Origin of the sequence: Vibrio hannami, from assembly GCF_029589055.1 — a bacterium.
In the GTDB taxonomy this organism is placed as follows: Bacteria; Pseudomonadota; Gammaproteobacteria; order Enterobacterales; family Vibrionaceae; genus Vibrio; species Vibrio hannami.
Window position 1 is genome coordinate 41,086 of the sequence record NZ_JARQZP010000002.1, and the last position, 26,353, is coordinate 67,438.

The 26,353-nt window shown below is 44.0% G+C and carries 24 protein-coding genes; all 24 read right to left on the bottom strand.

What is annotated here, in order from left to right; all coding sequences use genetic code 11:
• Window positions 1-11: 11 nt before the first annotated feature.
• Complete coding sequence (locus P7F88_RS01200) at window positions 12-830, bottom strand: carbon-nitrogen hydrolase family protein (RefSeq protein ID WP_277821540.1); 819 nt, start codon at window positions 828-830, stop codon at window positions 12-14.
• Window positions 827-4,714 carry a YhdP family protein gene (locus P7F88_RS01205; RefSeq protein WP_277821575.1) on the bottom strand — a complete coding sequence of 1,296 codons (3,888 nt, stop codon included), beginning with the start codon at window positions 4,712-4,714 and terminating at the stop codon, window positions 827-829. Before P7F88_RS01205 ends, P7F88_RS01200 begins: the two co-directional genes overlap by 4 nt.
• Before the next feature lie 22 nt (window positions 4,715-4,736).
• On the bottom strand, window positions 4,737-6,206 hold the full coding sequence (gene rng, locus P7F88_RS01210; protein WP_277821541.1) for a ribonuclease G: 1,470 nt from the start codon (window positions 6,204-6,206) through the stop codon (window positions 4,737-4,739).
• A gap of 17 nt (window positions 6,207-6,223) precedes the next feature.
• The gene (locus P7F88_RS01215) at window positions 6,224-6,805 is read right to left on the bottom strand and encodes a Maf family protein (RefSeq protein WP_277821542.1); all 582 of its coding nucleotides are present in this window, start codon (window positions 6,803-6,805) and stop codon (window positions 6,224-6,226) included.
• 4 nt (window positions 6,806-6,809) lie between these two features.
• Entirely contained in the window at window positions 6,810-7,298 is a 489-nt protein-coding gene (gene mreD / locus P7F88_RS01220) for a rod shape-determining protein MreD (protein ID WP_277821543.1), read from the bottom strand.
• Window positions 7,288-8,181: a rod shape-determining protein MreC gene (gene mreC / locus P7F88_RS01225; RefSeq protein WP_277821544.1), complete on the bottom strand. Its 894-nt coding sequence runs from the start codon at window positions 8,179-8,181 to the stop codon at window positions 7,288-7,290. The genes mreD and mreC overlap by 11 nt, the downstream gene beginning before the upstream one ends.
• Window positions 8,182-8,214: 33 nt before the next feature.
• The gene (locus P7F88_RS01230) at window positions 8,215-9,258 is read right to left on the bottom strand and encodes a rod shape-determining protein (protein WP_277821545.1); all 1,044 of its coding nucleotides are present in this window, start codon (window positions 9,256-9,258) and stop codon (window positions 8,215-8,217) included.
• 172 nt (window positions 9,259-9,430) lie between these two features.
• Window positions 9,431-10,747: a DUF6701 domain-containing protein gene (locus tag P7F88_RS01235; RefSeq protein WP_338405518.1), complete on the bottom strand. Its 1,317-nt coding sequence runs from the start codon at window positions 10,745-10,747 to the stop codon at window positions 9,431-9,433.
• Window positions 10,738-13,014: a DUF6701 domain-containing protein gene (locus P7F88_RS01240; protein ID WP_277821547.1), complete on the bottom strand. Its 2,277-nt coding sequence runs from the start codon at window positions 13,012-13,014 to the stop codon at window positions 10,738-10,740. Before P7F88_RS01240 ends, P7F88_RS01235 begins: the two co-directional genes overlap by 10 nt.
• Before the next feature lies 1 nt (window position 13,015).
• Window positions 13,016-13,444, bottom strand: a complete 429-nt coding sequence (locus P7F88_RS01245) for a hypothetical protein (RefSeq protein ID WP_277821548.1) — start codon at window positions 13,442-13,444, stop codon at window positions 13,016-13,018.
• A gap of 34 nt (window positions 13,445-13,478) precedes the next feature.
• A complete protein-coding gene (locus tag P7F88_RS01250) occupies window positions 13,479-14,213 on the bottom strand; it encodes a PilW family protein (protein WP_277821549.1) in 735 nt (244 codons plus the stop codon).
• Window positions 14,213-14,794 (bottom strand): type II secretion system protein, encoded by a 582-nt coding sequence (locus P7F88_RS01255; protein ID WP_277821550.1) that lies wholly within the window; start codon window positions 14,792-14,794, stop codon window positions 14,213-14,215. Before P7F88_RS01255 ends, P7F88_RS01250 begins: the two co-directional genes overlap by 1 nt.
• A complete protein-coding gene (locus tag P7F88_RS01260; protein WP_277821551.1) occupies window positions 14,784-15,269 on the bottom strand; it encodes a type II secretion system protein in 486 nt (161 codons plus the stop codon). The genes P7F88_RS01255 and P7F88_RS01260 overlap by 11 nt, the downstream gene beginning before the upstream one ends.
• A 184-nt stretch (window positions 15,270-15,453) precedes the next feature.
• Complete coding sequence (locus P7F88_RS01265; protein WP_277821552.1) at window positions 15,454-15,960, bottom strand: type II secretion system protein; 507 nt, start codon at window positions 15,958-15,960, stop codon at window positions 15,454-15,456.
• A 178-nt stretch (window positions 15,961-16,138) separates the two neighbouring features.
• The gene (locus P7F88_RS01270) at window positions 16,139-16,675 is read right to left on the bottom strand and encodes a prepilin-type N-terminal cleavage/methylation domain-containing protein (RefSeq protein WP_277821553.1); all 537 of its coding nucleotides are present in this window, start codon (window positions 16,673-16,675) and stop codon (window positions 16,139-16,141) included.
• Between the two features lie 48 nt (window positions 16,676-16,723).
• The gene (locus P7F88_RS01275; RefSeq protein ID WP_277821554.1) at window positions 16,724-17,164 is read right to left on the bottom strand and encodes a hypothetical protein; all 441 of its coding nucleotides are present in this window, start codon (window positions 17,162-17,164) and stop codon (window positions 16,724-16,726) included.
• Window position 17,165: 1 nt separating this feature from the next.
• Complete coding sequence (locus P7F88_RS01280; RefSeq protein ID WP_277821555.1) at window positions 17,166-18,389, bottom strand: type II secretion system F family protein; 1,224 nt, start codon at window positions 18,387-18,389, stop codon at window positions 17,166-17,168.
• 9 nt (window positions 18,390-18,398) lie between these two features.
• Window positions 18,399-20,126, bottom strand: a complete 1,728-nt coding sequence (locus tag P7F88_RS01285; RefSeq protein ID WP_277821556.1) for a GspE/PulE family protein — start codon at window positions 20,124-20,126, stop codon at window positions 18,399-18,401.
• Window positions 20,116-21,381, bottom strand: coding sequence for a tetratricopeptide repeat protein (locus tag P7F88_RS01290; RefSeq protein WP_277821557.1), 1,266 nt, complete (start codon window positions 21,379-21,381; stop codon window positions 20,116-20,118). The genes P7F88_RS01285 and P7F88_RS01290 overlap by 11 nt, the downstream gene beginning before the upstream one ends.
• Before the next feature lie 2 nt (window positions 21,382-21,383).
• A complete protein-coding gene (locus tag P7F88_RS01295) occupies window positions 21,384-22,223 on the bottom strand; it encodes an ExeA family protein (protein WP_277821558.1) in 840 nt (279 codons plus the stop codon).
• 2 nt (window positions 22,224-22,225) lie between these two features.
• Entirely contained in the window at window positions 22,226-23,869 is a 1,644-nt protein-coding gene (gene mshL, locus P7F88_RS01300; RefSeq protein ID WP_277821559.1) for a pilus (MSHA type) biogenesis protein MshL, read from the bottom strand.
• 13 nt (window positions 23,870-23,882) lie between these two features.
• The gene (locus P7F88_RS01305; RefSeq protein WP_277821560.1) at window positions 23,883-24,227 is read right to left on the bottom strand and encodes an MSHA biogenesis protein MshK; all 345 of its coding nucleotides are present in this window, start codon (window positions 24,225-24,227) and stop codon (window positions 23,883-23,885) included.
• A complete protein-coding gene (gene pilO, locus P7F88_RS01310; protein ID WP_277821561.1) occupies window positions 24,220-24,864 on the bottom strand; it encodes a type 4a pilus biogenesis protein PilO in 645 nt (214 codons plus the stop codon). Before pilO ends, P7F88_RS01305 begins: the two co-directional genes overlap by 8 nt.
• 1 nt (window position 24,865) lies before the next feature.
• A complete protein-coding gene (locus tag P7F88_RS01315) occupies window positions 24,866-26,344 on the bottom strand; it encodes an MSHA biogenesis protein MshI (RefSeq protein WP_277821562.1) in 1,479 nt (492 codons plus the stop codon).
• Window positions 26,345-26,353 lie beyond the last annotated feature (9 nt).

The window sequence follows — 26,353 nt, forward strand, 5'->3', positions numbered from 1 at the left end:
TGTATACCTTATTAACTTTTTAGAATTGAGGTGAAACGAGCGTGCTCTGCTAATGGCATATTGGCACGAACAGTCTTTGTTATATTGTGATCAATGTCAGCTACGAGAACTCCTGACTTCTGATCAAGTTTCATTACTACATTTCCCCACGGGTCGATAATCATCGAATGCCCCCAGGTTTCTCTATTGCATGGGTGAACACCACCTTGTCCGCTGGCAATAATCCAGCATTGGGTTTCTATCGCTCTTGATCTTAGTAGGGTTTCCCAATGTGCTTTTCCTGTAGTCGCGGTAAAAGCAGCAGGAACCAGAATAACATTGGCTCCCTGTTTACGTAGCTCAGAGTACATATGTGGAAAACGGACATCATAGCAAATAGATAGTCCTACCCGGCCAATATCAGTGTCTACCAGCGAAAGACGATTCCCAGCGGCAAATGTTTCGGACTCACGATACCTTGAATGATTATCCGCCACATCTACATCAAACATATGCAGCTTATCGTAATAATCGACGAGCTCACCGTCCGGACTGTAAACCAGTGTAGTCGTGGTGACTCTTTGCTCCTGACGAATTGGCATACTTCCTATAACTAACCAGAGCTGATACTTTTTTGCCAGTTGAGATAAAGAGCGTTGGATGACTCCCTCACCGAAAATTTCAGCATGCTTATGGTAGTCAATTTTGTTTCCAAAAACGATAGAGTTCTCAGGAGTGAGTACTAACTTAACACCCGACTTAGAAAGCACATCGAGCTGTTTATCAATATAGGCAAGGTTGTCCTTGGGGTCAGGCCCCGAAGTCATCTGAATAATTCCGACTTTACTCATAGGGCTCCCTCCCTAATTTCTCTTTTTTTCATCGAGTCAGGTACTTTGTACTCACCCGTCAATCTGGAAACCTCTTTAACAACCGGAGAGTCCAGGGGACCTTTTACTTCGTACTGAACTTTAGTAAATACGTCAACCACTGGTGACAATACCGTAGAAATCGCGAAGACCAGCACGGCGGTCTGTGGTGTTACCGCAAAAGCCGTTAAAACAGGAATACCGGAAGTCAGATCAGGAATAAATTCCACTTTTGCATCAACGGTCTGTTGATTCAAGTCAGCAATGCCTTTGATTGTCATGTTCCCGGCAATGGCATCCATCTCAATATCATCAGTCTTAAAGACACCAGCGTCAATCTTACCTGTACCGGTAATTGAGTTAAACGCTAACCCTTTGTCGAATACATCTGTAAAGTCTAGCTGCATTCGGCGAATGATGGAATCAAGACTAAATAAGCCCAATAGCTTAGCCGCTCCACTCACATCACTGATTATTCCTTTACCGAACCTGGTACTGACATCGCCATTCATAGTGTCAATCTGTGCCGCCCAGGGAGAGCCTTGCCAGTTCACGTTGCTAGATAACTCAAATGGTGCTCTCTGAATGCCAGAACTAATACCAAACCTCTCCATAAGCTCGGTATTATCATCACCTTGAACAAATAAGGTTAGATCTGTTTTGCTCGTATCCTCAGTAAGTTCCCACCAACCTTTGATCTTTACCTGGTTGCTGCCGCTGTTGAATTCAAGATTATTCCAAACCAGCCTGTCTTTCTTCCTCTGCAGATCCATATTCGCCTGGCCGACCTTATATCCCTGAAGCCAGAAGTCATCGATGGTTAACGTTAAGTTTGGCATCTGTTGATGGAAGGCTCGATCAAATTCAGAAATCAAAGGCTGAGCACTATCAGCTTCCATGATTGGTCTGTCTGGGGACTTATCATCTAATCCAGGAATAAAGATATGGAGTCGATTTAACGCTACGCTCAAGTCATAAGGTTCAAGATAAGTGGCCTTACCTTCTACTTCAGAACTATTTATATCCATCAGCCAGGAGACTCCTTTCTTTCTGGCTGAAAAGTTCACACTATTCCAGTCAATTGAAGCGAGCTTCAAACTATCTACTGCAATGTTTACACGTTCAGGAGATGGTAGCTCAGGCGTGTTCATCTGGCTCAGAACAGCGCTACTCTCAACCCCGTTAGCCTGATTTAGAAATGAAAACCACTGATCCAGGTTCAGCTCATCTGTTCTTACCATCAGCTGATGCCCCACTACCGGACTCACCTTAAAGCTGCCTTTTCCAAGTAACAGGTAAGTGGCATCTAGAACAGGGCGATTTCCTGTTATATCGATTTCTGTCTGGTACTTAGCATTGGGTAACTGTAGCCTTGCAGAAATGCTTTCCTGATTACCAGAAGCCTGCATACTGGCCGTCCATTTTTCGCCTAGCGCTTTTGATAAAGGATTAGGATACTGGCTGGACAAGAACTCTAGATTCGCCCTGGTGTCTATCTGGTAAGTGAACCCGACATCATCAAGTTGAAGATCAATGTCCATTGCCCAAAGCGCATGTCCACCAATAGGATCAAGCCACTGCTTACCCAAATACGGTGCCAGCGGTTTAGCATCCCAGTCTCCAACTAATTCGATATCGACACCGTAACCCCTGTTCTGGTTCTCTCCCTTGAAATCTACAGAAATAGGCTGGTCAAGCAGCACAGCAGAAAGGCCGGATGTGCTTACAGCATCGTTATCGAAACGAATCCTGCCAGTCGCCTCGCTTAGCTTCATCGCGGGCGTCTTAATATCAATGATATTTTTATTTAGGTCCGCATAACCCCAGGCTCGGGTTTCTTTATCTGATGAGAATGGGATGTGCAACTGGAATTCTGAATGAACATCGCCTTTTACCTGAACCGCGGTCAGAGCTGCACCAACTGAATCCACTAATGGTGTAGCCATCATATAGTCGCGGACAGCGTTACCCTTTGCTGATGCAGATGCTTCAATTTCGATATGACCACTCGGCCCAAGGTGTGGAATTCGCCCTGTTATTTTGTCAGCTTTTACATTCATCAGGGTTGCTTGATTAGAGCTTAAATACATGGATTCATTTTCAAATAGCAGATCCAATTTTAAGTCTTCAATCGTTGGCCAGCTGGTAAGGAAACTAAAACGTGCGTCTCTCAGGCCAACTTTTGCCTGAAATACACCTTCATTCTTTTCGTATGGAAAATCGTTGACCTCACCATGCCAGAGAATTTGAGCGGTTTTGGCCTTACCACCCTGAATAGCTGCTGATAGATAGTCCGTTAAATCCTGTCCTAATGCTAGTGTCGGTAAATAGCGCCATGTTTGACCAGCATTGTATACATCAGCCTCAGCATAAATTGACAAGAAGGGAGAAGCGCCAATAGGGAAATCTAGCCGAAACTCACCGACAGCCTGTATATCAGGAGTGGCAACCGTCACCCTGTCAGACCACAACTTCCAGCCATCTTCATCACGCTCCCAGACAATATCGACAGCGCCTTGTTTAATCGCCATAGGTGCCTGGAACACATCGCCGAATGGTAAAATATCGTCGATTAGATTCAGATTTGCCTGAAGCTTATCCTTATTGCCGGAAATTGTTGCAGACAGCTCATGCACTTCAGGTAGAAGGTACCATTGCTTCATTCCCCCTCGGTTCAGAGATGCCGAATACAACAGATCGCCATTAGCAATACTGTTAGAAACCCGGATATCTTCTATCAAACCGCTTGGGCCTAATTTGTTGATCCATTCTGAAGCCGCTTCTGAGTCTGGAGCTAAATGCACCAGAGGTAACAGCGAACTGATGTCCAATTGAGATATATTGAGTAACCAGTTATCTTTTTCCCACTCAAAAGCCACATCAAACTCGGGCCATGGTTCATCATCAGTTCTCGCCAGAAGCGAGTGACCACTTACCTTCCAGCCATACTCTGTATCTGAAGGTGTTAACCTGAAAACCCCTTCCTCCAGAAATAGAGTGTGTTTGTTTTGCTCCTGAGCCCAATTAAGCTCCGAAGGTAACAGCTCAACATACGCATCGACCGGATTATTATGCTCAAGAGTCAGCCAACTCCTGAAACTCACGTTACCACTGCTAATACCAGTTTCGTTTTTCAGGTATTTCGTTAGCCAGGGAACAACTCTGATTTGCTCAGCTTCAGCATAGAAATCACCGGAAATATCGTAGATCGAACCGTGGTCGTAAAAATCAGCAACAACCGAAAGGCTATTAATATGGCTATCCGTGATACTTACAACACCATCAAGCCGATGACGATTTTTTGAATTACTCCAAACCAGATTTTCTATATCCAGCTTGCGAATTTCTCCAGTGAAGGACTGATATCGGATATGAGAATCAACCAGATTAAAGTCTCGCAGTTGCCGAAACAGTAGCTTTTCTATCTGATCAATGATGGGCTTAGTATCTGTAGAGTCGGCTTGCGTCTCCGGAGCCGATTCCGAATTACCTAGCAAATTGTATTTACTGATATCCAGCTCAAGCCCGTGACCGGTCAGCACTGCAATTTGTGGTCTGAGGGTACGAATAGATTCGATTAAATCGATTTCTAGCTGAACCTCATTAACGGAAAAGGAAATTTCACTCTCACCTTCAAATTCTGCTTCTAGGTTCTGCAGGGCAAGCGATGGGTGAGTATTGCGCCAATAGCCTTTTACACTACTAACTTTAAAGGGGATACCCGTTTGGGTATTAACCCAGGACTGAATTTCATCCTGAAAAGAATCTAGACGAGGCAGTGCGACACGCAATGCGGTAACTGCAATGGCAAGGGCGACCAATGACATTACAATTATCCACAATACAAATCGCCCGAGGCGAGTCATCCAGTTGGCCACAAAGGCTCCATTACATCATGACGACGTCAAACTGTTCCTGCATATACAGAGGTTCAGCCTGAATCTTAACTTGCTTACCAATAAACACTTCCAGTTCTGCCAGTGCATGTGACTCTTCACCTTCCAGCGTTTCCGCCACAAATGGGGAAGCATACACAACGAACTTATCAGCATCGTAGGCTCGGTTTACACGGGTAATCTCTCGAAGAATCTCATAACAGACAGACTCCACGGTTTTTACTGTTCCCCGGCCTTCACAAGTTGGACACTCATTACATAGAACATGTTCAATACTTTCACGGGTTCTTTTGCGGGTCATTTCAACCAAGCCTAGCTGGGTAAAGCCGTTGATATTGGTTTTCACCCTATCTGCCGCTAACGCTTGCTCCAGAGAAGCAAGCACACGGCTGCGATGATCTTCCGACGCCATATCGATAAAGTCGATAATAATAATACCGCCCAGATTTCTCAGACGGAGCTGGCTCGCAATTGCCTGCGTTGCTTCAACATTGGTATTAAATATGGTTTCTTCGAGATTGCGACGGCCGACAAATGCACCGGTATTAATATCAATGGTGGTCATCGCTTCTGTCTGATCGATGATCAGATAACCGCCAGATTTAAGCTCAACTTTTCTGTCCAGAGAGCGCTGAATCTCGTTTTCAGCATCAAACATATCAAAGATAGGCTTGTCACCTTCGTACAGCTCCAGTTTGTCTGTTAGCTCCGGTACAAACTCTGAAGTGAACTCTTTCAGGGTCTCAAATGCCAAACGCGAGTCAACCTGAATTCTTTTTAATTCGATACCAACAAAATCTCTCAGAATGCGCTGAGCTAGACCTAGCTCACCATAAAGTGTTGAGCGAGTTTTGTATTTGGCTCTTCGTTCCTGAACTTTTTGCCACAGCCTTTTCAGATAGCGAGCATCCTGAGACAGCTCGACATCATCCGCACCTTCTGCTGCAGTCCGGATAATAAAGCCGCCATTCTCGTCACAGTAATCAACGACGTTCTTTTTCAGCCTTTCCCGCTCTTTTTCACTATCAATTCGCTGAGAAACACCAACATGGCTAGCCCCCGGCATAAACACCAGGTAACGGGATGGAAGGGTAATATCAGTAGTCAGGCGAGCGCCTTTGGTACCCAAAGGATCTTTAACTACCTGAACAACAATGTCTTGCCCTTGACGAACAAGCTCTGAAATATCTCGAACCTGAAACTGTTGTTTCTCGTTTTCAGCGACACATTCTGTATGAGGAACAATATCAGAGGCGTGCAGAAAAGCGGCCTTCTCCAGACCGATATCAACAAAGGCCGCCTGCATGCCGGGCAAAACCCTAGACACGCGTCCTTTATAAATGTTACCAACAATTCCCCGGCGAGCTTCACGTTCAATGTGAACTTCTTTAAGGATCCCACCTTCAATCATCGCAACCCGAGTTTCACTCGGGGTTACGTTTATCAATAACTCTGCACTCATGAGCGCCTCTCATTAAACTAGATGAATTCGTGCAAGAGCTGGTCGGTTTCCATTAAGGGCAGGCCGACTACCGCGTGGTAGCTTCCTTCTATTCTCGAGACAAAACGCCCGCCAATTCCCTGGATTCCATAACTACCAGCCTTGTCGCATGGCTCACCAGACGCCCAGTAGGCTCTGATTTCTTGTTCTGTTATTTCTCTGAACCATACGTCTGTAATAACCAGGCATGTCTTGGCTTTATTTCTATTTGTGACAGTCACTGCTGTCATCACCTGATGCTGACTACCTGAAAGAGAAGAGAGCATCCGAATCGAGTCTTCTATCTTCTCTGGTTTTTCTAAAACCAGTCCATCATGAACCACAATAGTATCGGAACCGATGACGACACAATCAGCTTCAGAAACCAGCTCAATTCCTGCTTGCGCTTTTTCTAACGAAAGCCTTCTCACATACTCTTCAGGCGTTTCTTCTTCCAGCTTACACTCAGGAATATCTGGTTTTACAATACTGAACTCATTCCCTAGAAGAGCTAACAACTCTTTTCTTCTTGGCGAACCAGAAGCCAGATAAAGTACTCGATTCTTATCTTTGTCTGACATGCTTTTACCTTATATGCCAGTGACGACGAACTCTTCTAAGTAGTAAGAATAACCAAGGCCATAAGATACAGTTTACTAAACCAGCCCAGTATGACATCGGGTTAAAGGTCACATCCTGAATAAGATATTCGCCACCAAACTCTAAAAGTTTTGCTGCTATGGTAAAACAGCCCACCAGAATGGCCTGCTGCCATAACGCCATGTTACGCAGTACCAGAAAATTACTCGCCACAATGTAAGTGACAACGGACATAACAATGCCACGAATACCAAGGGTTGAACCTAATAAAAGGTCCCACAACAAGCCCAGAAGAAATGCCGTACCAACATTAACTCGGTGAGGTAATGCCAAAACCCAGTAGAATGTCACCAACAATAGCCATGAAGGACGAAATAGATCCATTTCTCCCGGCCATGGGATTGTCTGAAATACGAGAGCGATCAGGAAGGTCACCCATATGACACCTCTGCCCCCTAAACTATTACTCTTCACCAGACGCTCCAACCTGTTGATTTTCAATAGTGTCCTGAGACTCTATTACTTGCTCTTGTCTGTCTCCGTTAGGCCAAATCAGAAGAAGGTACCTTAGTCGATCGAACTGCACTGCAGGCTTTGCCTTAATATATGCAAACTGACGACTATTGTCGTTATTCACTTCTTCAACGTAACCAACCGGATACCCTTCTGGATAAATGCCTCCCAGGCCAGAAGAGATCAACATATCGCCGACCTGTATATCTGTACTTAACGGAATGTGTTCCAGGTATATAGAGCCAATATCTCCGTTGCCCGAAGCAATTACCCGAATATCATTTCGAACAACCTGAACAGGTATTGAGTTATTTGAGTCCACCAGCAACAGAACACGAGCATTATGTGCGGCAACAAACGTCACCTGACCTACAATACCGCTCTCATTGATAACAGGCTGACCAATGTAAACACCATCAACGTGCCCCTTATCAATAACTACCTGGTGACGATATGGTGAAGAGTCAACCGCCATTACTTCAGTAACGACTTTCTTCTCGTCTCTGACAAACGAAGAACCAAGTAGCTTTCTTAGCCGCTTATTTTCTTCTTTGTATTGCTGCAGCAGAGAAACATCACTTTTCAGGCGCAACATTTCACGCTTCATTGCGTTATTGCTTTCCAATAGTGATTGCCTGTCATTCAATCTTTGGTAGAGACCATCGAACATGGTTCTTGGTAAGTCTGCCAGGTATTGAATAGGCGACACAGCACTGTTAAGCACATAACGAACATTATGGAAAGCATCAAGACGACTATCAGCCAGCATAAGGCTGGCTGATAAGACTACTGAGATTAGCAGACGTAATTCGAGGGAAGGGCCCCGGCCGAATATTGGTTTCATTCCTCTTCACCCCAAACTGGATTGTGAATGGAATTACTCTTCACTGAACAGATCACCACCGTGCATGTCGATCATTTCCAGAGCCTTACCGCCGCCTCTCGCAACACAGGTCAGAGGATCTTCAGCGATAACAACAGGAATGCCTGTTTCTTCCATTAGCAGACGATCCAGATCTTTTAGTAGTGCACCACCACCAGTCAGAACCATACCGTTTTCGGAGATATCTGCTGCCAGTTCTGGTGGACACTGTTCTAGTGCAACCATTACTGCAGAAACGATACCAGTCAGAGGCTCCTGAAGTGCTTCAAGAATCTCATTTGAGTTCAGAGTAAAGCTGCGTGGCACACCTTCAGCAAGGTTACGACCGCGAACTTCAATCTCTTCAACTTCATCACCAGGGTAAGCAGAACCGATCTCGTGTTTGATCTTTTCAGCTGTCGCTTCACCAATAAGGCTTCCGTAGTTACGGCGAACGTAGTTGATGATCGCTTCATCAAAACGGTCACCACCGATACGAACCGATGATGAGTAAACAACATCGTTTAGTGAGATAACAGCAACTTCTGTTGTACCACCACCGATATCGATCACCATTGAGCCTGTTGGCTCTGATACACGCAGGCCTGCACCAATAGCCGCTGCCATTGGCTCATCAATGAGGTAAACCTCACGAGCACCAGCACCTAGTGCTGATTCTTTAATTGCACGACGTTCTACCTGCGTTGAACCGCATGGAACACAAACGAGAACGCGTGGGCTTGGTTTCAGAACACTATTGTCATGCACTTGTTTGATAAAGTGCTGAAGCATTTTTTCAGTCACATAAAAGTCAGCAATTACACCATCTTTCATTGGACGGATTGCTGAGATAGAGCCTGGAGTACGGCCCAGCATCTGCTTAGCTTCATGACCAACAGCAGCTACGCTTTTCTGGCCACCAGCTCGTTTTTGGCTAATTGCTACAACAGATGGTTCGTCAAGGACAATTCCCTGACCTTTCACATAAATAAGGGTGTTGGCTGTACCTAAGTCGATTGACAGGTCATTTGAGAACATGCCACGAAGTTTCTTAAACATACTCTTCGCTCATTGGATAATATTAGAAGACAAAATTGCACTAAATGTACCAATGCCTTGCCATTACAGCAAGGCATTCAAGCATAAACATGGGCTTAATCTCGCTTTTTTTTCATTATCCTTTCAGAAAGCGGTTTTATTAAAGTTTTCTTAAAAAGCGAATAGATATGCCTCAGTTATCAGTTAACCTAGGTTCGCCACGGAAAATAATTCTGTCATTGCCCCGATAGATACCAAAAACAACAACTGCGGAAGGATCTTCGTCCCCTACCCCACGCCAGTTATAACGGAGCCAGGGTTGTTCGGTAATACTTCCAGAGCTAAAGCAATCTGACGAGCTTAAGCCATCTGGTTCAGTGCTTTGCTGACGAAGCCATAACCGTATTTGTTCTCTACTGTCTCCACCATGGGTTGCAACAAGCGAGTCAAATGCTCCTTCATCGACTATCTCAGTTTCTGAAGTACTCAATCTTGCGGAAGATGTTCCTGTTTCATCACGCCATATAGTCTGACGGCAATAATCGTCGACATCGAATTCACTTCCATCATCATCTGGGTTGGTGATAAAAGCATCGGCCGTCCAGTATTCGGTTGTCAGTGGAACGGTTATCTCGGTGTCAATATTGCCCCCAACATCAGATAGCTTCATTCTTCCATATCGGAAATCAGGTTGATTACCAAACACAGATATATCCGCATGATTGACCCTATCACTACTGAAAGAGACAACATCCTCAGTTCTGTCAGTTATTTCTATTCCAAATTCAGAGTTACTAGAATCATATGGGCCGTCGGGAACCGTTGTATAATTGGTGGCACCAGCGTCAGGGTTTTTCACAAAAGTGAAGTCTGAAGAGTTGATGTTCATCTGTGCTAACTCTGTGCCATCGGTATCCGTTACCAACTCCCAGTCGGAACTTCCCCCCCAGGTCGCTTTGATACTGTTGTTATTTTGATCTGTTCCATCTATCCGGCCAATTAAATCGGTAACCCCTTGAACAGAGTAGTACCTCATATCAACAATCAGGCTATCGGAGAATAATCGATAGTTGGCAACAGGCTCACCACCGGCATTCATCGCTTCCACAGTAAAGCTGTGTTCTATCGGTTGGCTCATATAGGCAAAGCCATCATGCCCGCTTGCGTATGTCCAGCTATGATCTTCTACTGATAGGTGATTTGGATAGAACCTTCCGACCTCACGATATCCGCGGTTAATATCCATTCCAAAATAGTTAGCGACCGTATCTGCACCGATTTCCAGACTACCAACTTCATCCCAGCTAAGATTGGTATATTGATACTGTTCACTATTGTGATCTGTATTAACTTTGTCATAACCGACTGTAACGAGTGCACTCTCTCCAGCCAAGCCCCCGGATGGTGTACTAAGTCCCCCTAAGAGGTTAATTGTGGCGGTTGGAGAGTAGCTATTGAAAAAGTTCTTTGTTACATAGGAAGAGTCACAGTAACTGTCATCTACAAGAATATCCCCAGACGTGCTTCCCCCTGATAACGAATTGGTAGCACGTTCAAAGTGAAGTTTTCGCCAGCAGCAACAAAACCGCCACCACTACTAGCTGTACCATTCATCGAATGGCTATTAGGCTCACAGATAGCAAAAGTCCATGGTCGGGCATTGACATTCACGACGCCTTGTAGCGAATCCCAACTCTCACCATCATCGGTTTCACAATCAAAGCCTGTCGGGCAGCTAAATGTAGAATCAGATAGGATAAAGCTGATGGCGCCAGATTCATCATAATTCAGGCTAGAAGAGGCCGCACCATTGTTAAAATCAAATGATATTGAAGTGGAAGAGGTTCCTGCTACGGTCAAATTCCCTGTAACCCCTCCTTGAGCGCTAGTAGGCTGTTCAAGTGTTATATCACTTCGAGCCAGTGTCTTAGAACCATCATAATCACTAACTTTGGTCGCAGAGCCATCGTTACAGGCAAGAACTGTTAACGAAAAAGCAGTGTCATTACCAGCGATTGCAGACACAGTATCCGAATCGAATTTATATGGCGCAACATAAAGCTCACTAGAGTCATCTTTTGACGAATCGGTACTTAACTCACCTTCAATAGTATAAGTACCATACGATGACGCACTAAGACTTAATATTAACTCGCCATCTACCGGAGTATACGAACCGTTACTACCTGAGCCTTTTACAACCGAATCGACAGATATACCCGAAGGTAGAGTAACTTCTATAGAGCCAGCATAATCAGTATCGATTTCATTATTATTTCCAGCATCACGAACGGTAAAGGTAAACTCAGGGTTCTCACACAACAGAGCAAACTCTTTCTCTTCTGTTATTTCTAGATAAAGATCTTCCTCATTACCTGCACTAAAGCAATCACTTGTCCCAACCACAGTACCAGTATTAGTCGTTAAACCGTTTGTGGTTAAAGCACCGTGGAGCGTAAAACTCGGATTAGTCATAGTATCTACCAAGACATGAGCATATAGTGGTGGTTGTGCGGGTCCGGCTGTAAAATACGCCCCATTATTAGGCGCGTAAATAGTAAAGTTGTTGGGATTCGGTACAGAGCCGCTAGGAGTGGTATGGGTAACCGCTCCACTAAGTGTAATACCACTGTTAACTTGCCAAACAATGTTCCCTGAAGTAACCAAGTTTTGAGGGTTTGAAAAAGTGATTGTATTGAAGGTATAGGTTCCGGTATTAAGGAACTCAGTGCTAACATCCGCCGTCGCTTGATAACTTCCAATTAACCGTCCGTATTGACCTGAACCAGCTTCAAAACGGAGTTTCAACGTTCGATTTGAGAGACCTTGTGCTGTCAGGCTTTGTAAATCACTTTTTATTGTAACAGTATCGTTTCCTTCATAACGACAGTAGCTACCAGAATCATCTTCAGGACATAAGACAAGTAAGTCACCTGATTCTCCATTACCAAAATTACTAAACGAAAGATCCAAGCTTCCACTCGTTGGAAAAGTGGGCGAGATAGTTGGAGGTTTAAAAAATAGCTTGTCCGCTCCAGCAATACAGCCACCAACGTCACAACTCTGGTAATTAGGATCATTGTTACCCCAGCCAGTAACGCTATCGAACCCTACAGCAAGCTTGTTGAGTATTGTAGTATTCCCAGGGTAGTCGGGGTGATTGACCTGACTTAAGTTGTTGTCAATATATTCCTGAGACCAGCCTCCAAAGTGATACCCATCTGTTCCCGCCTTTGAATTACTCACATGCAACGATGTTCCACTGTCTTCCCATGATTGAATCGGTTGAGGAAAATAAGGGCAAAAATCGGTAATAATAGGCTCTTCTGGTTCTATCTCATCATCAGAACACGTTAACGTGTCGTCTATCAACCCATCGTTATTATCTCCAGTAGCATCATGTTCGCCAGAAAATGACGCTACAGCCCAATCACTTTCCCACTCAGAGTAAGCAGGAGCAATAGTTCTTATTTTGTAGGTAATTAAGTCTGAATTAGCTGATTTTTCATTGTAGAGCAGGATTTCATAAGTGACTCCGTCAACAAGCGTTTCTTCAAAAATAAACGGCTCGAATAAAGAGGAGTTATCACTTTTCGCAGCCCAAAGATTAACGTAGTGCTGGCTGTTTTTAGTCAGAATTAAATACTGATCATTATTCCCGCCTTTTACCTGAAAATTGATAGAGAAGTTCTGGCTAAAATTTAACTTAGAACAATCTGAATACGCCAATGAAGAAAAAAACAAACTTAACGGGAGAATCAGATAAATCCACGGCATATTATTTAACCCCTTTCGCCCATACTTCTTGCATTCGCTGAACCTGAAAAATAGTTGAATCACCACAAACTGCTGTTGTCGTTACATTATAGTACTGAAGCTCTGCGGGAATTGAGCCATCATCCAACGGCGCTGTACAAGTTATCGTTGGAGCAGCGCAAGGCATATCGGCAGCCAAAGCCGTCGCCGCATCTATTCCTGTTTGTCCGTTGATCGCTGTACACCTACTGGCTAAATCAGCTGTTGAATCCGTTTCATTGATAGGAAACAGAGTGGTAAGTGCCCATTCATTTCCTGAGTGCGCCAAAAACCAGGCCTGAGCACCAAGATATTCTCTTGTTAACGTATCCTGATTTGACCAGCCAATTCTGGACATATTGGCAGCCAACATTCCCATCACCACCAGAACAAACACGACCACTATAATCATGTTTCCTCGCTGTTTTTTCTTAGGCGAAATCAGTCTACGGAACATTAAGCACCTGCACATCATGTTTATAGTTACTCACTTCACCGTCATTGGTAAAAGTTAAGCTCATATGAATTAAGCCGCCTCGTTGCAGGGATGCGGGCTCATAACCAAAACTAGACTCTGTATCATCCAGGCTATCAGCAACCGTAAATGTTGTTCCATTTTGCTCACGCGTTACCACACCAGAACTAACACAGTAGGTAACCTGGTTATTCGAATTATAAATATAATGTCGATTAGCAATAGAGTAGCTAGGGAAGTCATCGTCAATGGTATACACCCCAGCAGAGGTAACACTACAACTGGTAGCACAGTCTTCCACCGATGAAGAAGCATCACTAGTGACAGATAAATCTGCACTCTGACTCGGGTTTATCACTATTCTATCACCCGCACTGAAAGTAACTGTGTTTCCCTGATTGTCTGCAATAAACTGAACTGTACCGTTAAGTTCATCCTGGGTATAAAAGCCCGAGTACTTAATAGGATAAAACGAGAGACATTTATCGCCACTGGATAATGCAAAGCTATTCGGAACCCCATGACGCACTTCCCGTGACATTTTCTCTATAGTAAAGCGTGCCTGGTTCTGTACATATTGCCTGTCTATGGTATCGGTATAACCGCGAAAGCCCAACTCAATATAACCCGTAATCCCCAGCACAATAATCCCGGTGATAATAATGGTCATCACCATTTCAACAAGAGTAAAACCACGACTGTTCATCAGTAGTTCCCCCTGTATGCAGAAAAGGTGTAATTGCCATATTTTCCCGCAGTAATCACGATCTGGATTCGCTTAATTACGTTACTTATACCGTTGGTTAAATCGTTGTCATCATCGTATTCAACCGTAATATTCGCAGTAAAATTGGCGTAATCTGAGGATATATCATTACCAAAGATATCACTTAGGTTTCCGGCCTGGTTTTCGGTGCAATAGGTTGTACTGTGACTATTGGTAATCCAGCAACCAATATAGTCATCTACGTCATTATAACTGCCTGCACCGTTTGTCACCTCACTACCATCAGGACCAAAGCTACTTTCCAACGTACAAACTCTTGCGCCTTCTCCACAGCGCTCAACACCGCCATCATGATCGCTATTCTCATCAAACGCTTTTGAAAGCACTTCGGTCATCAGGCTTTGTGCCAATGCTGATGCTCTGACTTCATAGTGTGGCCGTGCAGAATCCTCGACCTGAGGGAAAAAGAAAGTAACCAGTGAGAGCATGGCAAACGCCATCACTACAATAGCGATAATGCTTTCAATCAGGGTAAATCCCCGGCTTATCTTAGCAGCCATAAACATACCCTTGTGGATTTATGCACACCCGGTTAGATTCAGAGCCATTACTGATAGTGATTGTCACAGGTGCACTCAGTAACTCACCAGCCGCACTTAAAGGGTTACCTAATAGATCAAAGGTGACCGGAGATAGTGTCGAGGAGAATGAAAGGTTACCGTCATCGACCGTTAAACGATTACTACTATCACTTGCGCCAGATGCACAACTGCTTACCGACCCCAAACAATCTGAAGAGACGCTTAAACGATAATTACTCTCTGATACAGCTGTTGCATCTGAAACATTGGAATACATTCTGCCAAGCTGAATCTGACGGATAATAGAGATGGCTTGCTCTTGAGCAGCAAAGGTAGAAAAGCTGGATTTACCGATATAACGGCTGGCGGCGTAGGTAGAAATAATTCCCAGTAGAATTATCACTACTACGAGTTCGATTAGTGTGAAACCAGACTGTCGGTATGAAGCTTTCATCTGGCGGAACACCTCATCAATCGTGAGAGAATAAGACTAGTTGCCCTACACTAACTTCAGGCTTCAGGTAGACAACACACCTAAGTATCTTCATTCCCGCACTAGCCTTACGCTTTGGCGGGAATCTAGAAAATAAGAGCTTTAGATCCCTGCCTTCGCAGGGATGACGAACTATCTTAATATGTTAACAGCCGCTTGTTTCCGTTACGGACGCTGTTGCTTCTTCACCAGCATCAGTTCCTTCGGCTGCAGTATAAGTAACATAACAATTGGTAGCGATTACATCGTCAGCATCATCTAAGTCATCCGCAGCAAAAGTTGCTACTAATGTACCAGCAGTGTCGTCTGCGTCTGCGTCGTCAGAGTACGCTACCCATTGGTCTGTATCATCCAAACCAGTAACCGCAGCTACTATGCCATCTTCATCTGAAGTAGGGTAACCATAATGTGTAGTAACACCACCAGCACTCTTATTTGCTGTTACACTATCAGTTTCTACACCATCTATAGCAGCTTTACCATAAACAATTCCCGCCGCTCCTTGCATAGCACCTACTAATCCCTGCAATGACGCTTCACGAGCATCAGATTGCAAATTCAAAAACCTCGGCGCAGCTGTTACCGCTAAAATACCAAGGATAACAATCACTACCACCAGCTCAATAAGGGTGAAACCACCTTGTCTTCTCATAATGTTACTCTCTTAATTATTGACTCTATGAATATGAATGCACAACCACCGATGGCGATTAATTAACTATTTGTATATTCAGCAATTATAATGAAATTCATTATAAAAAGATGAATATATTTAGCAATAAGTCTTAACAATAATTTTAATAAACTTATCAGCTAAATTTTTACTAATTTTACTGCAGCGAAACCGTTACCCTTCCAGTCGTAATATCGTAAGTAAAGTAGTGTCCCGTTGTTCCTTCTAACTGGGTATATTGACATTCACCACTGCCAGTTGCTTCAGCGGAATAACTGGTATCACTTGTTGTACTGCCCGATACTTCCACCTGAGGTGGATTCTGCAATAGCTCATCCATTAAATCCCGGCAATCAGTACTAGTTACAGAGGAGTCTGAAGCGGTTCCATCATCCAACGCTATAGGGTAACCATCCCTGAAACCAGAGTTCGAAGAGCTTGTCAGCAAGAAGTCAGTTCCATCATAATCAACAGAATTGTCACCACTTACATTCGTTGGCCTTGCCTCAGCCTCCCACTGTGCCCTTGCAGAAAGAACTGCAGTAGCAAAGCCCCCCGCAACACCTTCTATACTGGCTTTTTTTGCCTCATCCGTAACATCTAAAAACTTTGGTAACGCAGCTACAGCAAGCAGTCCTACTATTACGATAACAACAACCAGTTCAACTAATGTGAAACCTGACGTTTTTTTCATACTATTTGACCTTAAACGTTTTGTTTTTACTTCGAAGCGCCTGCTTCTTTAACTCTTAATCTCTACCGAAAACTGTTCACCTTCAAGTGTGACCACAATTTTCCTTCGTTCTGTAAATATATATCGACACTGGTAGCCGTTTTCTAAAGATGCATCTTCTATGGCAAAATAGCGATACCCCAAAACATCCTGTTCAGGATGCAGTAAACGGAACCATTGTCCGCAATCCGGCTGAGACTCACTTCCAGGTAACACCCAGCCATATTGGTTAAAGTTAACTTGTTGATCTTCTATAACCGAAGATTCAGGATACTTACGTACAATCCAAACCTGTCGATAATGATTTGCCCAGTCCAGCATTCTTCGCTTTGCGACGGAATAGGCCGTTAACTCCGCTTCAGGCTCAACCTTGTTCCAGTAGAAGAGAAAAGCAAAGATCAGCAACAACACAACTAATAACCATACTGCAAATCTTGGCTTAAGACTCATTTTAACCCTTTATCACATCCAGCATTCCCCACATAGGCAGGAAGATACCCAATGCTAGAACAAGAACCATACTCGCTACGATAACAAGAAGAATAGGTTCAATTCTCGCAGTTAGCGTTTTTAAGTCATAATCCACTTCGCGTTCATAGAAGTCTGCTACTTCCATCAATAACTCATCGATACGACCCGTTTCTTCCCCGACAGCAATCATCTGAATAACCAGAGGCGTAAAGATCCCCGAATTGATCGCCGTTGCCGAAACGCTTCCCCCCGCCTCAATCGCACTTTTCATCTCTAGCAATCTAAGCTCGAGGTACTTGTTGCCCATTGACTCGGCAGAAAGTGCTATCGACTGGTTTAACGGAACACCAGAACGTAACATCAAAGCAAAAGTTCTGGAGAATCGTCCTAACTGGGCACGATTAACAATATCGCCAACTATCGGCATTCTTAACCGGAACTTATCCCATTGCTCTCTGCCTGCCACACCGGCAATCCAAACCTTAAATCCGATAAAACTGGCTGCTATCGCTACTAACATAAAAGGCCAGTAAGCCACAAAAAATTCGGATGTTGTAATCAAAATTCGCGTTGGTAAGGGTAGTTCCACACCAAAACGACCAAACATAGAGGCGAACTGCGGGATCACCATTATGTTCAATACAAACAAAGCTCCAACAACAAACGTAATTACAAATGTTGGATAACGCATTGCTGTTTTAATACGTTTACGGGTTTCAACCTCTTGCTCATAGTACTGACTTAACTGCAGCAGTACTTCATCCAGGCGACCCGTGTTTTCCCCCACATTGACCATAGAAACAAACAGCGGGCTAAAAACCTTAGAGTGCATTTTCATTGACGCAGACAGGCTTCGGCCATTTGTCAGCTCCGCACCTACCTCTTCAAGTGCTTGCTTCAAATGCTTATTTGTACTGTTTACTGTCAGACCTTTTATCGCCCTCAGCAGTGGCACACCAGCTTTTGTCAGGCTGTACATCTGGCGGCAAAATATCACCAGGGCTTCAAGAGGAATGCTGGGTGTAAGGTACCTTGCCAGATCAAAATCAAACGCAGACCCAGCTTGGGATACCGGAATTATAGACGTAGGTATAATTCCTTTATTGATCAGGGATTCTGCAGCCAACTCTTCGGTAGCAGCATCCACTACTCCTGCCGATTTACTGCCATCTGAACTTCTACCCTGATACTTAAAATTTGGCATCTTACTTCCTTACAGGTAAATCGGATCGGTGTTACCCGACGAATCACCCTCACCAAGCGTCATCACCTCATCAATACTGATAACCCCCTGGAGTGCCAGCTCCATAGCGGAAGCCAGCAGTGGTTTGTATTCCTTTGCCTGACGAGCTTTTGTTGCAAAACCAACCGCATCATTTGCCCGCAGTGCATCCATCATATTGTCATCCAGCTCTAGGAACTCAAAAACACCAATACGACCACGATACCCTGTCAGGTTACAGCGCTGACATCCTCTACCTTTGGTAAAGCTAGAACTAACCTGATTAGGGAACCGGCTTTCAATCCAACTTCTCTTAGCACCATCAAACTCATCCGGTATACAGCAATCGGTACAGACTTTCCTAACCAAACGCTGTGCTAAAACCGCACGAACCGCACTAGCCACCAGATAACCCGGAGCGCCCATATCCATCATCCGCAGCGCACTATCAACGGCATCATTGGTATGTAAGGTACTTAATACAAGGTGACCAGTAAGAGCGGCTCTCAAACCGATTTCCACCGTTTCCTGATCTCGCATCTCACCGACTAGAATAATATCAGGATCCTGACGTAGGAATGTTCTCAAAACAGTGGAGAAATCGAGGTCAATTTTGGGGTTAATCTGAACCTGGTTAACTCGTGATAGACGATATTCAACCGGATCTTCCGCTGTAATGATCTTCTTAGACGGTTCGTTAAGTTCCGACAACGCGCCATAAAGCGTTGTGGTTTTACCAGAACCAGTAGGACCCGTAACAAGAATCATCCCATGAGGGCGTCGAAGCTGCCTTCTGAAACGCACTAACAACTCATCAGGCAAACCAGATTCCTCTAGTTTCCTTACACCCGCTGACTGATTTAGCAAACGCATTACAACCGACTCACCGTGCTGAACTGGCATTGTCGACATACGAATATCGATAGACTGACCTTTTACCCGGATATTGAAGCGACCATCCTGCGGAAGGCGCTTTTCAGAAATATCCAGATTAGCCATTAACTTAAGGCGCAAAACCAGAGCAGAAGCAATGTTCACTTCATTAAGTATGGTCTCGTGGAGTACACCATCAACACGCTGACGAAGCCGGAGAATACTCGCATCCGGCTCAATATGGATATCTGAAGCGCCAACCTGAACCGCATCTTCAAACAATGAGTTAATCAGTTTTACAACTGTAACCTCATCACTATCGGCCTCTTCAGTAATACCAAAATCAAATGTCTCTGAGGACTGGTGCTCTGCTTGCAACTGCTCCGCAAATGAAGCGATCTCTTTTGTACGGCGGTAATAGCGGTCAAAGCTATCGACCAGTTGCCCTTCAGAAGCGATAACAAACTCAACCTGATATTGGGCTAAACGGCTTAATACTGTCTCCTGAGCACTAAGGTCAGCAGGGTCACTCATTGCAACCCTGACAACATCTCCATTTCGGCTTATGACCAGAGCACGTAGCCTGCGAGCATGTACTTCAGGAAGAAGCTGAACCGCATCAATATCGACATTTGCCAGAGCCAAATCGATAAGAGGGAGCGATAGCTGCTGAGACAGAAAGTCCAGCATTTGTCCTTCGGTAAGAAAGCCAAGCTGAATTAGAGTAGCACCGAGCTTGCGTCCGGTTTGCTTCTGAGCATGCAAGGCCGACTCTACCTGCTCTTCTGTAATGATGCCTTCTTCAACCAGTAGGTCACCAAGACGTTTTTTTAGCTTAATTTGCATTCTTGTTTCCTACCAGATTATTCAGAAGCGATAAGCGATCACGTATAAAGGCTTGCGTGTTATTCGAAACACCAACTCTTGTCTGAGCCTGGGTGTATGAATAAATGGCTTCCTGATATTGCAACGCCCTCTCTTGTTGAATAGCTAACCCAAGCCACCAGCGACCATTATCACCCTCTTTGTTTACCAGCAGTTGATAAGTTTCCAGCGCAATATCGTTGATCTTAGCCTGTTGTGCTAACCCCGCCCTGAGAGATAAATAATCAATAGTCGGCGATTCTGGTAGATGTATTAGCGGGCTTAACGCGGCTTCTTGCTGCCCTTCCCGAACCAGAATCTTACTCAATGCTATCCGAAGCGACTGATTATCCTCATCCAGACGAATCCCCTGTCGTAATACATCTACAGATTTTCTGACATTCTGTTTGCCGTAATAGAGTGCAGCTAGCTTCCTTCGACTGTTGTCATCCGAGGGTTTGTATTTAAGTGCCTTTTCGTACTCTTTAATCGCCGTCTCCAGATCGTTGCTATCGAGTGCACGTTTGGCACGCTCAACAGCTTTCTGAGATATCTGCTCTGGTGTCAGCTCTACTTGTTTTACCTGTAACGACCCCGGCTCTGTCACTATTGTTTTTGGGTTACTGGCTACCTGTGCAACAGCAAATGGTTCTTCCTGAGTAACTTTCTTAGGTTTAGCTACCTCAGAAGCAGGCTCAGGTGCAGCCACTACTTTTTTCGGCTGCTTAGGCTTTGCTGCCGTTTCTGATTTTGCTGTTTTTTTACTTACTGGAGCTGGTTTACGCTCTTCTTTTTTAACAACTGCTTTCTTAACTGCCGGTTTCTGAGTTTGCTTTTCAACTTCATACACAGGGACAGCAGCATTCTGAGCAAGTTTAGTGGTAGGAGACTCAATCTCAACTTTTTCCGTTACCACTGGTTTTTTTGGTGCTACTGTTTTATTTGATGTCGCCGTTTTTTCTGGCACCACATTTTGCTCTGTCAGTGGCACTTCAGGCACAGGTAATGGTTCCACTTCAACCGTAGTTTTTGCAGAAGCCACTCGCTCTGAATTGGAATCTTCTATCTGCGTAGATACAGCCCAGCCTCCCAAAGCCAAACTTAATGTAAAACCACCAATTGCCCACGCCAACTTCCCTGAGCGTTTTTGCTGAGGTATTTCTGCTCGCTTAAGTGTCGATGACTCACCATTTTCTTTCTTGGCTATATTGGTAAGTGCATTGTTTATAACACTCATGGCTAACTCCATCCCCAAAGGTAAGGGGTTTTATACTTCGGTTTTCGGGCATCATATGTATCTTGTAATGCATCGAAAAGGTGTTTGTTATTTACCTGAACGCTTCTGTCATTAAATGCCAGCAACAGCGATTTATGGCATATCTGATTGATTAGCCTCGGGATGCCTCCGCTTGCCTTCCAGATCGATTTTTTGATACCGGAGCTAAAGATATCGTCTCTGGCACCGCAAACATGAATCCTGTGGCTGATATAAGCATACGTTTCATCCAATGTAAGCGAGCGAAGCCCAGCATTAAAGGTGATGCGTTGTCTGAACTGGCGAAGATGATTAGCCTGTAAACGGATATCAAGTTCAGGCTGACCAAGAATAACCAACTGAAGCAGCTTACTATTTTCTGTCTCGAAATTGCCAAACAACCTTAGTGTTTCAAGCGCTTCATCGCTTAAAGCCTGAGCTTCGTCAATCAGAGCTACTGTAGATTTACCGGCTTTGTGATTCTCGAGCAAACGCATCTGAATCGCATCGACAACGGTTTCACCTTCCTGGACCTCAATCTTTAACTCTTTTGCTATCGCTTGTTTTAGTTCTTCCGCCGACAAAACCGGATTGGGTAGATAGACCAGCTCCACCTTATCCTTTAGCTCGTTTAACAGCATCCGGCAAACCATGGTCTTTCCCGTTCCAACCTCACCAGTAACCTTTATGACACCTTCCCCCATATCAATCGCAGAAAGCACAGTCTGGATTGCCTCGTAATGCGGAGGCAGGCCATGAAACAAACCTGTATTGGGGGTCAGGCTAAACGGAGCCTGAGTAAAGCTGAAAAATGTCTGATACATTTTTACTCCGAGTCAGGGAACCATTCTTGTAGTAAATCTCTGGAACGCTCAACTTCCTGCTGCCAGGTATGAACTCCGACAACTGTTGGTTTAAGCAGAATGACCAGCTCAGTCTTTTCCGTGTAGTTATTGATGTTTCTGAATAGGTTACCAAGCCCTGGGATATCACCCAGAAAAGGTACTTTAGATACCTGATTTTTGGTATTCGACTTCATCAAACCACCAATAACAACCACATCCCCATCTTTGGCTCTGATTACCGAGTCAGATTCGCGAACCGTACTGCTGGCAAAAGGAGCGTTCTCAAGGAAATCATAGTTTTTCTCTGTCACTTCAATAACGGCCGGGTGCACGTGAAGCAGTACATTCCCTTTATCGTCAATCTGCGGTGTAACATCCAAAGATATGCCCGAGAAGAATGGCGTCATGGTATATTCAGGATTGCTGATAACTGTATCGCCAACCTCTTCGTAGTTGTACTCCACTCCGGTCACAAAATACTCATCCGTACCAACTTTAATCACCGCTTTCTGGTTGTTGGTCGCTGTAATACGTGGACTGGAAAGAATGTTCAGATCACCCTGTGTACCCATAAAACTAAGCACGCCTTCAAAGCTACCGTCTGAAATGGTGATATTGGTTTGACCGCCTAATAATTCCCCAATTTCATTCATTCCAGGAAGCGTAGAAGAAACCGCTGTTCGGGCAATTGAAACATTGTCACCGAACGTCATGTTTGACCAGTTAATACCCTGCTGATAACCGTCACTCAAGGTTACTTCCAGAATCTTAGCCTCAAGAATAACCTGACGTTGCAGGCGCTCACTTGAAGCATTAAGGAATTGCTTTATTTCTCTAATCTCATCTGGATAAGCGCGCACCATTAACAAGCCCGCCTGAGGAGATACAACCACGCTTCTGCCATCTCCAGAGCCAATCAGTGAAGCCATTGAGGTCTGAAGTTGGTTCCAGAAATCACTCTCACTATTAGTCTCAATTGTTGTGCCGCCTGTAGTGGTAGAGTTATTCGACGAATTGTTATTATTGTTGTTGCGGTTGTTATTATTGTTCGAAGATGAGCTCGAACTGTTGGAGTTATTAGACGACGAATTGCTGTTATTATCATCGCGAGTCGTTACCGTACTAGTAGTGATTGAGGTAAGCGAGCGACCGTTTCGAGTGAACTGGATATAATCCACAGGGATGGTTTCTGTTCTGATACCAGCCGGAAATACCTGCAGGATTTTGCCCGATTTAACAACGTCATAGCCGTACATGTTTTTTAGTACATCAAGCAGCTCATCAAGAGTGACATCTGAAAGGTTTAATGTGATGTTGCCTGATACATTGGGATGGATAACCGCACTATACTCAGTATCCTTAACAATACTGGCGAAAAACAGTTGAGCATCAACGTCTTTCGCCTGAACCCGAAAGCGTTTTAGTAACCTGTCGTTAATGCCATTTCCTGCATCTAAATCCGGCATTAGATCAGCCTGCACCGATGCCGGTAAATCATCGAGAGCTCGACTATTTGCATTATTTACGGCTTCATTCAGAGCTTGCTTAGCTTCAACAGGATCTCTGTGTCCCATCGAGCAACCAACCAATGTAAAAATCAATAGACCAGTTAAAACTTTATGCATTGTTGTGAAACCTTTATTGCTTTATATCCAGAGGGAACATATTTAGCTCCCACTGTTTACCACTCCGGGTAACATCTACTTTTTCTGAAGTAATGTTTTTAATTCTATATCCACTGATAACTTCTCCACGATTGACAACTTTGTTGTTCACAATCGCGTAGCAGTTACTTTTTCTCTCTTCACAAACGATGCTTTGCAGTGAAGGAAGTGGGTAATTATTTTTTACCTTAGCCTGGTTATGAATTTTAGGCTTGGTCCAGTTCAAAGGAGCGGTAGGATCCTCTGCTGCACTAGCCGTTAACCTCAGTCCACAAAGAAGAAATATCAAACAAGACAAATCGAGCGCTTTTCTAACCACCAATAAACTCCTGTCTTGTTCCTAATGTATACACTTCCAGAATCAATCTGGCTTGTGGATACTCTTCAACCTGATACTGAAACTTGCTCCAGTAATACTTTACGTCCATCGCTTCTAAAGATTTTAGGTAATCCTTAAGCTGAAAATAGGTTCCTGTGAGTTCTATTCTTACAGGATGAACATAGTAGTTTTCCATACCGGCATCTTCACCCGAAAGCACAGGACGAGCAGCCTGAGACTCCATTGAAACTAATTTTAACCCCTTACTGCCCGCTAGTACGTTCTGTAATAGGTAAGCCATTTGTTCAGGAGATAACAAACTCTCTATTTTTTTGGAGAGTTCCTCAGATAATTTCTGGCTCTCTTCCATTAGTTGTTTTAGCTCTGTATTCAGTTCTTTATCCGGATCCTGACGGAGCTTGTTTTTCATGCTCTGAATTTCACCTTTCAGAACAATAGCTTGATTTGAATCGGTTCGAATCCGGCTTTTCAGCGAATCACTGGTCTTGATGACAGGTTCAACAATGAACGTCAGCAATAAGAAAAACAACCCTACCGCACCACCAATCATCAATAGCCATTTTTCCCGCTGTGACAGTGCTAGGAACTTTTCGCTGTAACTATCCCAAGAGCCCATATTACTGCCCCTCACTGACTTTCTTAGGTGATATTTGAGTTTTACTATCAACACTGGTTGTTAACTGAAAAGTCACTATATCGTTCTCATTTCGTCCAATTGTTAACTGTTCAAAGCTTCTTCCTATCAGTTCAACCTCATTCTTAAACTGTGCAACAAACCTCGGCACACTATCAGGCGTTCTAGCCAAACCGCTCAAACTCAGCTTCTGCTTTTCCAGTGCGATAGAAGAAATAGAGATATCGTTGGTATCAAGCTCTGAAAGCGATGTCATCACACCGGAATAGCCAACCTTCTCAGCCGTATCAAATTTGCTTATTGCATCGAGAGCGTTCTTTTTCCCTTCTACCTCTATCTTTATTCTCTCTATTGCAGAAATCTTTGAAGGTGTTGGTTTATGCGCCGCAACCTGACCTTGTACTACCTTCAGTTCCTGATTCAACTGATTGACTTCTCGAGTGATATCTGCCGCTTGTTTCTGATGATTTGTGTTCTGAACGGTGTAATAACCATAGACAGAAAGCATGATAACCGTCATTGAGCCCCATAAAATAGCGGTATTATTTAGGGTAAGTAGCTCTTTCTTGGGTTTTAGGTATGAAGGAAATAGGTTAATTCCTTCAGAAGGCAGCGAAGACGCTAACTGAATAAGTATCTCGCCACAAACCACGTTATCTTGATCGGTCGCAGCGTATACCTGAATACCTAATCGTTCAGATAGAGCAGTAACCAGTTCCAATTGCATCTCTTCATCACAACATACAAACAGATGGTTAATACTTACATCTCTGAATTGTGATGAAAGAAAGTCGGTAGAGCGTTGGATCTCCAGAGCCAGGCTATCCAGCTGTAGATCCCCCATTGCTGTTCCTGTAATAGGAGAAACAACACCGCGTATCGCTCGCTGGAAACGAATTTTTCTTTCTACATAAGCACCGATTTTGAAATTAGATTTTTGTGAACGATGAAGCAACATGAAGTTGGGATAGTCATTTTGTAGATAACCCCAAACTTCGTCTTCAGGCACTATACGGTTAAGAACACCACCAGCATTACCAACAATGCCATTAATACTTGCCAAAACCGCTTTATTGAGGACGTATGCCTGAGCTTTTTTCCCATCAGACAAAGGATAACCATCTGCGACAATATCAGTCACCCTTTCCGTAATAAGATCTTTCAACAAGAAAGGTAAAGCGCTTGACCACTCTTCCTCAGGAATTTCCGGCTTATCAATTTGATAGCTTTGATAAAACTGAGAAGAAATAACAACCGTTAACTGGCTTCCCTTAATATCGATCGTAGCAAGAGCGGCATCCAGTGTTTGCTCCCAATTAGAATCAATAGGGAATCGATTCACCTCAGAAGAACTGTTTTCAGGATCAGAAAAATAAACAGCATCTGCCTGAATAACAATAAAGTACTGATTGTCAGTTTTGCTACCTGAAGCAAACTTAGCAAGCAAAGCTTTTAAGCTCATTCTTTCTTA